This is a genomic window from Halolactibacillus sp. JCM 19043 (assembly GCF_001310395.1).
GTDB classification, from domain to species: domain Bacteria; phylum Bacillota; class Bacilli; order Bacillales; family Amphibacillaceae; genus Halolactibacillus; species Halolactibacillus miurensis.
In genome coordinates this window covers 87,199-101,468 of record NZ_BAXD01000005.1, presented here as the reverse complement: position 1 = coordinate 101,468, position 14,270 = coordinate 87,199, and the positions used below count along the sequence as shown (strand labels likewise).

Annotated in this window: 13 protein-coding genes and 1 pseudogene; 2 read left to right on the top strand and 12 right to left on the bottom strand. The window is 38.5% G+C overall.

The features are described 5' to 3' along the window. Positions 1-21: 21 nt before the first annotated feature. The 4 genes from JCM19043_RS04775 to JCM19043_RS04760 form a co-directional block, all read right to left on the bottom strand. On the bottom strand, positions 22-660 hold the full coding sequence (locus tag JCM19043_RS04775; protein ID WP_062320461.1) for a nitroreductase family protein: 639 nt from the start codon (positions 658-660) through the stop codon (positions 22-24). After that, entirely contained in the window at positions 657-1,100 is a 444-nt protein-coding gene (locus tag JCM19043_RS04770) for a MarR family transcriptional regulator (protein ID WP_062320460.1), read from the bottom strand. The genes JCM19043_RS04775 and JCM19043_RS04770 overlap by 4 nt, the downstream gene beginning before the upstream one ends. A gap of 237 nt (positions 1,101-1,337) precedes the next feature. Further along, positions 1,338-2,309 carry a class II fructose-bisphosphatase gene (glpX, locus tag JCM19043_RS04765; RefSeq protein WP_062320459.1) on the bottom strand — a complete coding sequence of 324 codons (972 nt, stop codon included), beginning with the start codon at positions 2,307-2,309 and terminating at the stop codon, positions 1,338-1,340. Continuing rightward, positions 2,303-2,770, bottom strand: a complete 468-nt coding sequence (locus JCM19043_RS04760) for an RpiB/LacA/LacB family sugar-phosphate isomerase (RefSeq protein ID WP_062320457.1) — start codon at positions 2,768-2,770, stop codon at positions 2,303-2,305. Before JCM19043_RS04760 ends, glpX begins: the two co-directional genes overlap by 7 nt. 334 nt (positions 2,771-3,104) lie before the next feature. On the opposite strand from JCM19043_RS04760, the gene JCM19043_RS17320 reads away from it, so the two are divergent. Both JCM19043_RS17320 and JCM19043_RS17315 read left to right on the top strand, forming a co-directional pair. Continuing rightward, positions 3,105-3,428, top strand: coding sequence for a DeoR family transcriptional regulator (locus JCM19043_RS17320; RefSeq protein WP_231631397.1), 324 nt, complete (start codon positions 3,105-3,107; stop codon positions 3,426-3,428). After that, entirely contained in the window at positions 3,380-3,880 is a 501-nt protein-coding gene (locus tag JCM19043_RS17315; protein WP_369813763.1) for a DeoR/GlpR family DNA-binding transcription regulator, read from the top strand. The genes JCM19043_RS17320 and JCM19043_RS17315 overlap by 49 nt, the downstream gene beginning before the upstream one ends. A 253-nt stretch (positions 3,881-4,133) precedes the next feature. Here the strand turns inward: JCM19043_RS17315 and JCM19043_RS04750 are convergent, their stop codons facing one another. The 8 genes and pseudogenes from JCM19043_RS04750 to JCM19043_RS04715 all read right to left on the bottom strand — a co-directional run bounded on the left by JCM19043_RS04750 (position 4,134) and on the right by JCM19043_RS04715 (position 14,219). Then, positions 4,134-4,904, bottom strand: coding sequence for a nucleotidyl transferase AbiEii/AbiGii toxin family protein (locus JCM19043_RS04750; RefSeq protein WP_062320455.1), 771 nt, complete (start codon positions 4,902-4,904; stop codon positions 4,134-4,136). After that, a complete protein-coding gene (locus tag JCM19043_RS04745) occupies positions 4,888-5,589 on the bottom strand; it encodes a type IV toxin-antitoxin system AbiEi family antitoxin domain-containing protein (protein WP_062320453.1) in 702 nt (233 codons plus the stop codon). The genes JCM19043_RS04750 and JCM19043_RS04745 overlap by 17 nt, the downstream gene beginning before the upstream one ends. 720 nt (positions 5,590-6,309) lie before the next feature. After that, a pseudogene (mmsB, locus tag JCM19043_RS04740) lies at positions 6,310-7,471 on the bottom strand (multiple monosaccharide ABC transporter permease). Next, positions 7,468-9,003 (bottom strand): multiple monosaccharide ABC transporter ATP-binding protein, encoded by a 1,536-nt coding sequence (mmsA, locus tag JCM19043_RS04735; RefSeq protein WP_062320451.1) that lies wholly within the window; start codon positions 9,001-9,003, stop codon positions 7,468-7,470. The pseudogene mmsB and the gene mmsA overlap by 4 nt, the downstream one beginning before the upstream one ends. A gap of 89 nt (positions 9,004-9,092) precedes the next feature. After that, on the bottom strand, positions 9,093-10,166 hold the full coding sequence (gene chvE / locus JCM19043_RS04730; protein WP_062320449.1) for a multiple monosaccharide ABC transporter substrate-binding protein: 1,074 nt from the start codon (positions 10,164-10,166) through the stop codon (positions 9,093-9,095). Between the two features lie 224 nt (positions 10,167-10,390). Beyond that, complete coding sequence (locus JCM19043_RS04725; RefSeq protein ID WP_062320447.1) at positions 10,391-11,812, bottom strand: response regulator; 1,422 nt, start codon at positions 11,810-11,812, stop codon at positions 10,391-10,393. Then, the gene (locus JCM19043_RS04720; protein WP_062320445.1) at positions 11,809-13,242 is read right to left on the bottom strand and encodes a sensor histidine kinase; all 1,434 of its coding nucleotides are present in this window, start codon (positions 13,240-13,242) and stop codon (positions 11,809-11,811) included. Before JCM19043_RS04720 ends, JCM19043_RS04725 begins: the two co-directional genes overlap by 4 nt. Further along, on the bottom strand, positions 13,239-14,219 hold the full coding sequence (locus tag JCM19043_RS04715) for a substrate-binding domain-containing protein (RefSeq protein ID WP_082394417.1): 981 nt from the start codon (positions 14,217-14,219) through the stop codon (positions 13,239-13,241). Before JCM19043_RS04715 ends, JCM19043_RS04720 begins: the two co-directional genes overlap by 4 nt. Positions 14,220-14,270 lie beyond the last annotated feature (51 nt).

Sequence of the window (14,270 nt, the reverse complement as noted above, 5' to 3'; positions counted from 1 at the left end):
ATCAGGCTGTTTATCCGCAGATTACTTCCACTCTGAAATCACCTCAGGTGCCAGTCGCACTGACTCATAACCTGTTTCTTTAGCCTTACCAATGGAGAGAATCATAACAGGAACGTAACGTTTTGGATCGAGGTTAAAAGCTTCTGCGAGTTGGTCAGCTTCAAATCCACCGATCGGGTTCGTATCATAACCATACGCACGCGCCACTAACATGAGTTGCATCGCAAACAGACTTGAGTCAATTTTGACTATATCACTCATAACGTTTGTCGGTAAGCTCTCATAAAGTGGGACAATGGTTTGAAGTTGTTGGTCACGAACTTCTTCAGGCATTTTCCTTTCACTGACGGCTTGGTCATAAATCATCTCACCGTACTTATAGCACTCTAAGTCACCAAAAATCAAAAGCATCGCACTTGAGGTATCGTTTTGTTTTGTGTTAAAGCGAATCAGTGGTCTAAGCGTATCTTTTCCTTCAGCACTTTCAACCACAACCATCCGCCACGGCTGCATATTGACTGATGACGGCGCTTTCGCCGCTTCTTTAATCATTGCGTCCATTTCTTCCTTCGGTATCTTGACGTCTTCGTCATAGACGCGAATGGAGCGGCGGTTATCTAAAATATCATAAAAATCATTGTTTACAAATGGGTGAGTCATATTTGTTCCTCCTCTTGATCAAGCATATGACGTGATGCACTTTTTAATGAATTTAAGAAGTTAATCACGAAATCAATGTCTTCATCGGTATAGTTTTCAAACAGTTGATGCATCATCGTGACTTTACTTAATTCACACTGGTCAAGTAAGTCTTTTCCTTTAGAGGTCACTGTGACGAGTACTTCACGGTTATTATCTGGATTACGCACGCGTTTAAGAAGTTCTTTTGTTTCAAGCACTTTCACATGCCGCGTAATGGCCGCTTGGTTAATCATTAGTTTACGCTGTAAGTAGGTTTGTGTGACAGCTTCTTCATGATGAAGTAGACGCATGATTTCATAGCGGGTTAAACTAATATCAAGCTTGTCATCGAATAGCTGGGTCAACTGTAAATCGACTTGTTTTAACAGAAAAAACAACTCGGTGTGATTGTGGTTCATCGCATGCACCTCCATATATGATAAGTCAACTATTGATAAGTCAATTATAAATCTTCTTAAACGTAAGTCAACTCATTTGCACACCTATTCATTAAACATTTATCTGCTTGAAGTAAAAAACGGTCGCAACAATCGAGAAAACCAAAAAAGCTGATCACTCTCATGATGAGAACGATCAGCTTTTTCATTATTCACTTTATATATCAATGATTTCATTCAAATGAAAGACAATCAGGTTTATGATGACGTTAATGACAGCGAATGAACGGCACCTTTGGCGTAACTCGCTTGAATGATCCGACTATGTTGATCATAGCTTGAGAGTAATAATGATTCTGTCTGATAGACAGCTTCTTTATCTAATTTCACCCCTCGCATGATGATACTATCGGTAATACCGGTACCGACAAAGATACAGTCATCACCACTCACTAAGTCGTCATGTTCGAGTGTCGTGTCTACATCAGTGATGCCCATCATCAGACAACGGTTCACTTGGTCATCCGAGATTGGTTTGAGTTTCCCTTGCATGTTACCACCGAGACATTTTAGTCCAACAGCAGCGACGACGCCTTCTGGTGCGCCTCCTGTGCCGATAAAAAGATCAATGCCGGTATGTTCCATCGCGGTTGCGATCGCATAAGTCACGTCTCCCTCATCAAAGAGTTGTACCTTTGCCCCACACATCCGTACCCGGTGAATGAGTGATTCATGTCGTGGTCGGTTTTGAATCGCGACATTTAATTCTCTGACATCTTTATTTAGCGCGATACTTAGATTGTGAAGGTTTGTCTCAATCGATAAGTTAATATCAACCGCTTCTTTTCCTTTTGGACCAACCGCTAACTTCTCCATATACATATCCGGCGCATGAAGTAACGTTCCCCGCGGGGCGAGCGCTAACGTCGTTAACGCATTGCTTTGGTTATTGACCGTAAGTACCGTCCCTTCAATCGGATCCACCGCAATGTCAACAGGAATACCACCACGACCTAATAATTCATTGATGTGTAACATGGGTGCTTCGTCTAATTCCCCTTCACCAATCACCACTTTCGCATCGATGGGTAAAACATTTAAACCGTCACGCATCACCGTTGTTGCCGCACCGTCGGCACCATTTTTATCGCCACTACCGATAAAAGGGAAACTTGCGATGGCGGCTTGTTCACTAATTTGAAGGAGTTCTAACGCAAGAGATTTTAACACAGGTTCTCACCTGTTAGATCAGCTGTGTCTACATTTCGCTCGCTAAAAAGCGTGCTTGTCGATGAGTGGTTACCGTCTGTTTCAAAATCAGTTACTTCTAAGAAAGCAAGGATTGTTTTAACCATTGTTTGTTTGTCCATTTTGTCCGTCGCAATAATTAATAGATTGGCCCCATCATTATTCACCGCAGCTTGTGCCTCAGCGGCATCTAAACAACGAACCGCGTGAATCCCAGGTTGGTTAAATGACACGTCTTCATTTGATGTCGTCATGAGAATACCTCTGTCGACATTCCCACTTTGAAGTACTTCTGTCATTTCTACTAATGATTGTTCAATTGTTGTCCCGTCTTGTGTCATACCACCTAGATTACTTATATGATGCGCTGTTGGGCGTAAATAACGATTCATTTCACGTTTCATAAAAAAGCTTTGATAGTCACTTGCGATAGCTACCTTCATTTATCATTACCTTCTTTCGTTTGATTTCGTTTTATGATTTTAATATATCATTATCTTTCGTTTATGTAAATATATTTTTCTTTTATTTTCGTTAACTTGTGAAATTACTCGTTCATTTTCGTTTTTATCCTTATATATGTTAAAATGAAACCATCACAATGGATGGATTACTTTCACATGAAGAGGCAATCAATGGTATAATAGGGGTCACACACACTGTTGGTATTCAAACAACCTTAACTGAAGATAAATGATTCTGACTAAACTAAAACGTACGTTAACATAAAACATAAACAAACGTGGACCGTAAGGTCTACACTTAAGAGGTGACAAAATGACAAAACGATTTACGAAAGAACGACGCGAACATATACATGACCTTATTCTTGAAAGAAAGCGGGTCACGGTGAAACAACTATCCGAAGAACTTGATGTATCTGAAGTGACGCTGCGAACGGATTTAAAAGAAATGGAAAAGGAAGGTTTACTGACGCGAACACATGGCGGGGCCATTATGAAAGAACCAACGACACCGACAGGGAGCTTTAAGAAGCGGTCAGAAACGAACTTAAAAGAAAAGCAAATCATGCTAAGCGCGCCCTCTCACTCATTGAAGATAAGAGCTGTATTTTACTTGATGCCAGTACAACGGCGTTAGAGCTAGCGAAGGAAATGAAAAACTTAAATATGAAACTAACGATTATGACAAACGGGATGTCGAGTGCGATTGAATTAAAAGAAAACCCGTACTTTAATGTGATTTTAATTGGCGGGATATTAAGACCTGGTTCCATGGCCTTAGAAGGTTCTGTCGGTATTCAAGCGATGGATATGTTAAATAACATTGACTTACTGTTTACTTCCTCAAGTGGCTTCTCTTGTGAGAGTGGCTTAACGGACTTTAACTTTTATGAGACAGAGTTAAAGAAAAACATGGTCCAAAGAGCGAAACATGTCGTGGCCTTACTTGACCATTCTAAGTTTAATACGAACTCTATTTCATCGTTTGCGACGTTAGAAGAGATTGATACGATTATTACGGATCATGTTGTGGAAGAGGCAACGGCAGAAAAGATCAACACTGCTGGTGTTCAATTAATTGATCACTAAAACAAAAACAGCTAAACCAGAGTTCAAAAAGGTTTAGCTGTTTTTATGTCTATAAGTGAACATTTTCTAAAAAATAATTCATTCTCCGATTTCTAATAAGGTTTGATTTATATGTGCAAATACCCTTTCTACTTTAGACCAATCTTGTTTCTGATTTGTATAGAGTAATGTGTTGTGTAAATCTTCATAGCTCGCTTTTATATCATTTGAAAGTTTTACTTTCCAAGTTATAAAATCATAATCGTCTTCTGGATTATACCCTTTGGCGGTGTTTCTTTTTTCTAAATAGATAGCATCGGTTTTGTTTTGTGATTTGAATAATATTCTTTAGATTTTCTTTATCCTCTAGAAAGCTTTTAACCTCTTTCATTTCGCTAAGTTTAACGACATCATAAATATGTCTAACTTTTTCATGAAGCGTTCCACACATGGCATGTCTCTTAACAGACAATATTTTATCTACAAATGTTCTTTCAATACTCAACACATTTATCCGAAGCTTTTCTAACTGAAATTCCTCAATAGCTTCACTTTCATCCATATGCTCCAAAAAATCCTGGATATACGATTGAAGTTGCCTTATGCTGTACGGGTGTGGTCTTACACTGGAACCTATTTCTAGTTTTATTCTCTCGATCTCTTTGTGTTCATCAGTGAACCAAACATAGCTTGATTTGTTTCTATCATTTCGTTCTGCACCTATTTTTTCTACATTTCCACTTTCCACAAGTACCCTTTCGATGGCTTTTAGTTGTTTGCTTACCTGCTTATTTGACATGTCATCTTCAGGGATATAAGTTAAATCAATATCCTCAGAAAATCGTTCTATCGATCCTGGATAACATTTACTTAATGATGTTCCCCCTTTGAAAACAACTTGATTGACATAAGGGCTGTTTTGTAAATGACTGAGAATCCGTGTTATAAAATAGTCTTTTCTTACTGCATTTGAAGGAAGATTATATTGTTTCGCAGTTAATTGAATAAGTTCTTCAAAGATTTCTTCATTATGGTGTAAATTCATATAAGTCCTCCATTCTCATCGAATTATATTTAGACAGGCCATTTAAATACTTTCCAATGGAATGGTTAATTTTATAATAATCTAAAACATTCTTTAAAGAAGCAAGCGTACTCTTTTTATAACCAATGGCTATCAAGAGTTTTTCAAGTAATTGATCATTATATAATGCCACAGCATCTTCAATAAATCGAATAGCATGACGCTTATTAAATTCTTCTATCTTGTTAACATTCTCAAGAAAATCTAGTAATTCAATCATTTTAATCGAAGCAGTGTCAAACCTTATATTCACCTTTTTTATTGTAACGTCTAATACTTTCTTTTTTACTTGTTCACTTACATTTGAATAAACGTCAATACTATTAGAAATCTGTGTTGTCAATTTGTACTTATTATACATGCGATAACCAACGATCACGCCATTCTTACCATCTTTCCCAAGATAATGCTCTAGAATATGTTTTTCTGATGAAATGCGTCGGCCAAACCTTCCGGTTTTAGGTTTGCAATAAATACCTTTTGTCAACCTTGCTATCTCGCCACTTTCTGTCATCCGAGAGATTGTTTTATAATACGTTTGCTCCGGTACATCCTTACATTTACTTATATAAATTTGGTGCGCATCAATAATGTCAAGTTCAGCATATTTACTGATTGTTTCCTTTATCATTGTTGCGTAACTCATCACTTCTCACCACCTTAACTAACTTTAGAATATTTCTATTTTATTATTTTGTCAAGTTTTTTTAATTTTTACTTGACAATTTACAAGAAGATAACTTGTAATATCAAGGATGATAGGAACTTTATGAATCCCAATAACCTTATCAATACTACTGTAAAATAATGTTGAGTCATGTAGAGCGCTATATATTGCAGAACAATATATATTTTCGATATTTGTGGTATGTCAACACAAAACTGTACAACTTTTTTTAAGGAGCACAACTCGGACTATCGCTTCTTAGTATTTTAAATTCTTATATTAACACTGCTATCTTATTGTCACTTGACTGTCGCTCTGCTCACATGCGATTGAGCCCAGCAACCAGATGATGAAAACATCTGGCTCTGTCATACAGACTAGCACGCTCGCCTCTCCAAATAAAGTTCGCGTCTTTTATGATGCAGAATGTATTGCTCTATTTTTTATTTGAAAGAAAAAACTACGATATCTTTCTCACAACAAAAGACTTACCTTTCGGTAAGTCCCTGTCGAGAGAATTATAAAGTAACAGAAATAGGTGTGGTATTAAACATCCATTACTTTATATGAATAGGGTTATTATAAAATTCTAATTCCTCCTTCCTTTCAAAAGAACGGTCTGTAACGTTCTAAAGATTTTCACCAATGTAGCATTGGTTATATATGAACGTAATAGCGATGTTAACTTAAATGATCATCTTAACCATTACGTTTCTTATTGATAATATCAAAGGCTACAGCTCCGAGTAAGACGAGCCCTTTGATTGCTTGTTGCCAGTCAATCCCAACCCCAAGCAGTGACATCCCATTATTCAAGACACCCATAATTAAAGCACCAATAAGCGCACCAATGGCTGTACCAACACCACCCGTAAGTGATGCCCCACCAATAACAGTCGCAGCAATGGCATCTAATTCAAATAAGTTACCCGCTTGAGGCGTAGCGGCATTTAAACGCCTGAGAAAACTAAACCAGCTAATGCGGCGAGAACACCCATGTTGACATAAATCCAAAACTTGATTTTTTGTGATTTCACACCGGATAATCGCGCTGCTTTTTCATTCCCACCGACGGCATACACATGGCGTCCTGGAATCGTCTTCGACATAAAGAACGTATAGCTGGCAATCAATGCAACAAGAATCATAAGAATATAAGGAATACCCGCATAGACCGCTAGTCTTTCCGTAAATAATCCAATCAGTACTGAAATAAGAATCACTTTCGTTAAAAATAACGGGTATGATAATTCCGTTTGATTAAAGGCTGCTTTTATTTTTCTTGCTCTAAACTCACTATAGACATAAACAATGATTGCAAAGACACCAATAATAATAGCCATCATATTATAACTACCACCATTTAGAAGGTCTGGCATAAATTCAGAACTCATGATGCGGAAGTTACTTGGAAATGGCGCTAATGTGCGCCCATTTAAAACAACCATCGTTAAGCCTCTAAACAACAGCATACCGGCTAAGGTCACAATAAAGGCTGGTACTTTGACATAAGCAACCCAAAAGCCTTGCCATGCGCCAATCACCGCACCAACAAGCAGTGAAATAATAATAGATGGAATCACCGGTAGTTCCCATGTAATCATCAGCGTTCCCGCAATCGCCCCAACGAAGGCAGCAACTGAGCCAACAGATAAGTCGATTTCACCGGTAATAATCACAAGCACCATTCCGATAGCTAAAATGATCACATAGCTATTTTGCATAATGATATTCGTAATATTTAGTGGGGTGAGTAAAATCCCTGCGTGAGTATTTGAAAAATAACGACAATCCCTACTAGGGCAACAATCATGCCGAATTTACGGATATTATTTGTGATTAATTGCTTAAAGTTGTTCATTTTTTACCACTCCCATCAGCTGTCATATATGTCATTAGCTTTTCTTGATCGGCTTCATCTACCATAAAGTCTCCGGTAATATGACCGTTATTTAATGTGTAAATACGATCACACGTCCCGAGAAGTTCTGGTAATTCTGAAGAAATCACAATGATACTTTTACCTTCTTCAGCTAGTGTGTTCATAATTTTATAGATTTCATTTTTAGCACCAACGTCAATGCCTCGCGTTGGCTCATCTAAAATCAAGATATCAGGATTTGTAAACATCCACTTACCTAAGACGACTTTTTGTTGATTACCACCACTTAAATTCACGACGTTTTGTTCGATACTCGGCGCTTTAATTTTTAATTTATTTCGGTAATCTTCCACGACGTTGACCTCTTTACCTTCATCAATCGTCATCCCTTTAGCTAACGTTGTTAAATTCGCGAGCGTGACGTTCTTTTTAATCGTATCATCTAAAATTAACCCGTATTCTTTACGGTCTTCTGATACATAAGAAAGCCCCTGCTTTATTGCCTTGTCTACTGTTGAGACATCAATCACGTGATTATTTTTTAATACTTGACCTGATTTGACTTTCCCATAACTTTGACCAAAAATACTCATCATCAACTCTGTTCGACCGGCTCCCATGAGACCCGCAATCCCTAGCACTTCACCTTTTTTTACGTGGAAGTTGACGTTGTTGGCAATTTTTTTGCCAGGCAGATGGGCATGCTCAACAGTCCAATCTTTGACTTCTAATTGAATGTCTCCGATAGTTGCATGACGTTCAGGGAAAAGGTTGGCTAAACTGCGCCCAACCATACTACTAATAATTCGGTCTTCTTTTAACGTATCATCATTGACTAAGGTTTCAATCGTTTGACCGTCACGCAACACAGTCACGTGATCAGAGACTTTTAGTACTTCTTTTAATTTGTGTGAGATTAAAATTGAGGTTAAGCCTTCTTTTTTAAATTCTAATAACAATCGAAGTAAGTTTTCACTTTCTGCTTCATTTAAGGCGGCGGTTGGTTCATCTAAAATAAGCAGTTTCACACGCTTGGAGAGAGCTTTCGCTATCTCAACCAATTGTTGTTGACCGACACCAATATTTTGGATTAATTCCGTACTATTCGCCCGCATGCCGACTTTCTTGATTAATTTTTCAGTTTCAGCCGTCGTTTCTCCCCAGTTAATGATACCTTTTTTGGCGCGTTCATTACCTAAGAAGACATTCTCAGCAACAGATAGTTCTGGTATAAGTGCCAGTTCTTGATGAATAATCACAATCCCCTTCGCTTCACTTTGATTAATCTCTTCAAATCGACACGTCTCACCTTCAAACACGATATCCCCATCATATGTACCATATGGGTGAACACCACTTAAGACTTTCATCAAAGTAGATTTCCCAGCACCATTTTCACCGACAAGCGCATGAATCTGGCCTTTTTCTACTTTGAAATTCACACGATCCAGTGCTTTAACACCCGGAAATTCTTTCGTTATATTGTTCATTTCAAGAATGATGTTACTCAAGGTTAGCACCCCTTTATTATTAGGCGCGAATATATACTCGCGCCTAGTTATCGTTTAGTTATTGACTGCCTCTCTTATACGTGAATCACTTACAGTTCGTCTTCATCGTAATAACCTGAATCAATCAGTACTTCTTGATAGTTATCAATATCAACTGATACAGGATTTAATAGGTATGATGGCACGATTTTGACATTATTGTCATACGTTTCGGTATCGTTGACCTCGGGTTCTTCACCATTTAAAACACTATCCGCCATATTGACCGCTTGTTCTGCGAGCGCGCGTGTATCTTTAAAGACGGTTTGTGTTTGTTCACCAGCGATAATCGAACGTACAGATGACCGCTCAGCATCTTGACCGGTCACGATTGGTAACGGACGGTTCTCCGAACCATAACCAACCGCTTGTAGCGAGGAAATAACTCCTAAGCTAATCCCATCAAACGGTGAATAAACAACATCTAATGTTTCATCTGAATAATGAGCACTTAAGATATTATCCATCCGCTCCTGAGCTTCAGCTCCACTCCAACGCAAAGTTGCCGCTTGTTCAAAGTCTGTTTGACCACTTCTTACCACGAGTTGACCATTGTCAATATACGGTTGTAAGATCGACATCGCTCCGTCCCAGAAGAAGTAAGCATTGTTGTCATCTGGTGAACCGCCAAAAAGCTCAATATTAAATGGCCCTTCACCATCAGCTAATCCTAAGTTTTCTTCAATGTATTCCCCTTGGATGACACCTACGCCAAAATTATCAAATGTGGCATAGTAGCTCACATGATCATGATTCATAATTAAACGGTCATAAGAAATAACCGGAATATCTAAATTCTCTGCTTGGTCAAGCACATCTGTTAAGGCTTCACCATCGATTGATGCAATGACAAGAATATCAACCCCACGGGTGATCATATTTTCAATTTGTGATAATTGATTCTCTACAACATCCTCAGCATACTGTAAGTCTGTTTCATAGCCTAGTTCTTCGAACATGGCAACCATATTATCACCATCATCAACCCAGCGTTCAGACGATTGTGTTGGCATGGCAATACCGACAGTCTTCGTTTCATCGTCTCCGCCACTTCCGGAGTCCCCACAAGCTGTCATAACGAATAGACTAAAGATTGCAACCACTAATATTCCTAACTTTTTCATACATCATTCCTCCGTTTCAATAAGTGTTGTCTTAAGGTGTTTTCTTAAGATAGTTTCACTTTAACATCCAAATAAAGCGTTTTCACAATGTTCTTTCTGCACATTTTTGCGATGCACTAGACAAATTTGTGGTAACGCTTACAAATTGACCTATTAAATTAAAATAAGACAATATAAAAAGCCAACCAATAGAGTTGGTTGACTCAGGTTATCTTTTGTTACCTTTACGTATGAGTTGAAACGAATTTTGATGGCGGCATCCCTTCTGTTTTTTTAAATAGTCGACTAAAGTAATTAGGATCACTAAAACCAGATTCATAAGCAATCGCTTTGAGAGGCAACTCATTTTTTCTTAGTAATTGTTTCGCATACGTCAATCTTTTTTCTCGCACATAGTCGACAAAAGACAGGTGATTCTTTTGTTTAAAAGCTTTACTTAGGTGATACACACTTAAACCGACAATCTCTGCCAATTGTTCAAGTGTCAGATTCGGATCAGTAAAGTGGTCATCAACATAGCGAACGGCTTGCTCAACAGGTGAGGCCATCTCATGCTTCACTTTTAACGCTTGGCTATTTTTCACTAAAAAGTCTGTGATTAACGTATGAAACACTTCTTTACTTGTGACTAAATCAAGCTGTTGTTGAATGGATAAAGTAGAATCAATCAAGCCAAAGTTAACTAATTGGCCTAATAGAACATCACTATACCGCCGCATCTTTGTTAATTGATGCTGAGTCGTTTGTTTGAGCTGATAAAAATATTGATCAATCGCGCGTTTTAAAGACGGGACCTCACCTTTCTCAAATTGATGAATCACGTCTTGTTGATACGTATCAAGTGCTTTTAACTTAGGCGTAAAACCTAATTGATACGTGCTGTAGCTAATATCCTCACGGTCGATTAAATCATAGTAACTAAGTAAAGCTTCTTCATAACTTTGTCTTAAGTTTTCACCCTTAACAACACGTCCTAAACTAAAACGTATGACCGGGTCCGTTAACAAAGTCTCTTTTAAAATCTTCAGCGCATCCAGCGTTTTTTCTACACCGGTAACCGCAACTGGAATGTGCGCACCAAACGTTGGGCCAACAATGAGTCGCTCATTCTGAGCTTTTTCAAAGAGGACTTCTTCGTTATATTCAGCACTGACAAGCGCAATAGCAATGGTTTTAAACGTCTCGCTTTCTCCCCCAATTAAACCTTCCACTAATTGTGACCGGTCCCTCATTTGTTGGAGCTGTTGTTTTTGATGATCGGTTGATTTACGCTTTTCCATGACTTTATGATAGACGCTGATGACCTCTTCTTCAGGGGCCGGTTTTAATAAATAAGCATGAACCCCGTAATCAATCGCTTGTTTCGCATACGAAAACGTATCATACGCACTGACCATGATAATGTCGACTTCGTTGTCTGTTTGTTTTATCTTTTTCACAGCTTCAAGACCGTCAACCTTTGGCATATTAATATCCATGAAGATTAAGTCAACGGGTTGTTCTAAACAAATATGAATCGCTTCTTGACCATTATTCGCATGGAGAAAGCGGATGGCCTGTTTCGTTGACAAATGATTCTTTAACATTTGTTCAATAACTTGACGTTCAATTGCTTCATCATCGACGAGTAAGATAGCGTGTGTCATCGTTTATCACCTTCCATTCGTGTCATAGGTAAGATAATCTTAATATGTGTGCCTTGATTCAGCTTGGACTGAATATCAAAACGCATGTCGCTATAGTAATGACGTAACCTTTCTTTTACGTTCGTCATACCAAGGCCTGTTGAGTGACCTTTTGTATCAACGATTGGTTGAGTTGTATCAAGTAATCGTTTGACTTTAACTTGATCCATACCAATGCCGTTATCAATGACTTCAATTACCATCGTCTTTTTCTCTCTCGAGACTTTCACGATAATCACGCCTTGTTCATCGAGTGGCTCAATACCATGAATAAACGCATTCTCAACAAGCGGCTGTAAGGTGAGAGGCGGAATGTTGCTATCAAGACAGTTCTCATCAATGAATGTTTGAAAACTAAACCGCTGACCAAACCTTGCCGCTTGAATTTGAAAATATTTTCTCACCGATGCGACTTCAGCTTCAATCGTTGTGAGGTGATCAAGCTCACCGATATTATGGCGTAATAATCCTGATAAGGCATGGATTAATTGATCGGTTTCTTTTGCCTCTTCTAAGTATGCCGTTCGAGATATCACATTAAGCGTATTGAAAAGAAAATGGGGTTGAATCTGATTTTGAAGTGATTTAAGCTTCATCTCCCTTAACAATTCTCGCATAAGCGCTTTTTCTTTCATCTCACGCATCGCTTCTGTGATATTGTAGCGCATTAAATTAAAGCTGTCCGCAAGGACAGATAGCTCCTTCGTATGACAACCATCGACATCATTAATATAATAATCTCCCTCGGCTAAAGCTTCAGCGGATGTCGTTAAAGCATCAAGTGGGACAGTGATTCTTCGACTGACATTTAAAGCCACAAACAAGGTCACAACAATCCCCAATAACACTAAAGTTAAGACAAGGGTATTAAATTTCTCTAAACGTCTTGCCTCTAACTCAGCTAATGTTTGATGCTGGGTGATTGTTTTATCTAATAAGCGAAAAATTTCTTCTTCTATGTACTGCACGCGTTGTTCGACCTCGCGAAAGGTTTGGTTATAGATATCTACTGGGGCTTGGTCGACGTGAATAATGGTTTGTCTTGTAAGACGAATCATATTAGAGACGTATTGGCGTAAAGGAATGACATCAATCGCATCTCTAGCTCTTTGATTAAACTGACCAATATAGACTTCAAAAGCGTCGAGATTGGTTGCGAGTGGTTCGTGATTATCTTCTACAGGTTCTTCCACATATTGTTCCAGTTGTTGAAGAATGGTTTGCGTCTGTTGATTAATGGTGTTTAAATCATTTGTCTTTTCTGTTTGGTCTTGTTGTAACTTGGTACTGTATTGATAGGAACGGTACTGAATATAGATAACACCTAAGGCGAATGATAAGGTAATCACAAAATACAGCAGTAATTGTCGTTTCACGCTTAATTTTTTCATTGCGTCACGTCCCTTACTAACCGACTTTCCGTATGAATCATCTCAGGTACGTCATGACCGTCAAGAATGGTACGAATAACATCCATACTTCTCATGCCCATTTCATAAGGTTGTTGACTTACCAGTGTATCGACGCGGCCGTTAGCTAACAGTTCTAAATTTTCTTTTAATGTATCAAAGCCAACGACATAAATATCTTCTCGTCCTAACACATCCATTGCTTCTGTCATACCAATCACATCGAGGGCACTGACACCTACTAACACATTGATTTCAGGATAGTCTCTTAACATCTGGTAGGTTTTTTCTCTTGCGTTGACGCGTTTAATATTTGATACCGCAACGGAAAGAATATCCGCTTGGGCTGACTCATTTAAAACCGATTCAATTCCAGCCAGTCGTAATTGATGATGATCATTCGTTTCACTTCCAGTTATAACACCTGCTTTAATTGTCTCGACGTGACTGAGCACATCACGCGCCATCGCTTGTCCCATCGCATAATTATCTGTTCCAACATAACTGAGTCTGTTACTATCAGGTTGATCACTATCGACTGTCACAACGGGAATACCTCGGGCTATCGCTTCATTAATGAGGGGGATAAACGTATCTGATATCCCTTGAACAATTAATCCATCCGGCTTAATATCAATGGCTTGACGCAATAAATCACGTTGGTCATTAGGATTTGGGTTCTCTGGTCCCATGTAATGGAGATACATATGATGTGCCTCGGCATAAGCCTTACCACCATCTCTCACCAGGTTCCAATACGCATGGTCTTCTACTTCGCCAATCATAATGATATAAGGCCGTTCACCTAAACTTTCTCTTATTTTCTCATCTTCTATCTGTCCATGAATGGCACGCATATCGAGCATCAGAAAAACACCATAAAGTGAAAGCGCTAACATTATTATCACCGCAAAAATCGTCCATTCCTTCTTTCGCATCCGTTCATCACTCACTCTCATGATCTATATCGTCAGGATGATAGCACAATTTTTAGAGTTATTCTATTAAAA

What these genes read in the sequence shown, in the direction of transcription:
- JCM19043_RS04775 (WP_062320461.1), bottom strand. Translation starts at nt 660, where the DNA reads ATGACTCACCCATTTGTAAACAATGATTTTTATGATATTTTAGATAAC.
- JCM19043_RS04770 (WP_062320460.1), bottom strand. Translation starts at nt 1,100, where the DNA reads ATGAACCACAATCACACCGAGTTGTTTTTTCTGTTAAAACAAGTCGAT.
- JCM19043_RS04760 (WP_062320457.1), bottom strand. Translation starts at nt 2,770, where the DNA reads ATGAAGGTAGCTATCGCAAGTGACTATCAAAGCTTTTTTATGAAACGT.
- JCM19043_RS17320 (WP_231631397.1), top strand. Translation starts at nt 3,105, where the DNA reads ATGACAAAACGATTTACGAAAGAACGACGCGAACATATACATGACCTT.
- JCM19043_RS04750 (WP_062320455.1), bottom strand. Translation starts at nt 4,904, where the DNA reads ATGAATTTACACCATAATGAAGAAATCTTTGAAGAACTTATTCAATTA.
- JCM19043_RS04745 (WP_062320453.1), bottom strand. Translation starts at nt 5,589, where the DNA reads ATGAGTTACGCAACAATGATAAAGGAAACAATCAGTAAATATGCTGAA.
- chvE (WP_062320449.1), bottom strand. Translation starts at nt 10,166, where the DNA reads ATGAAAAAGTTAGGAATATTAGTGGTTGCAATCTTTAGTCTATTCGTT.
- JCM19043_RS04725 (WP_062320447.1), bottom strand. Translation starts at nt 11,812, where the DNA reads ATGACACACGCTATCTTACTCGTCGATGATGAAGCAATTGAACGTCAA.
- JCM19043_RS04720 (WP_062320445.1), bottom strand. Translation starts at nt 13,242, where the DNA reads ATGAAAAAATTAAGCGTGAAACGACAATTACTGCTGTATTTTGTGATT.
- JCM19043_RS04715 (WP_082394417.1), bottom strand. Translation starts at nt 14,219, where the DNA reads ATGAGAGTGAGTGATGAACGGATGCGAAAGAAGGAATGGACGATTTTT.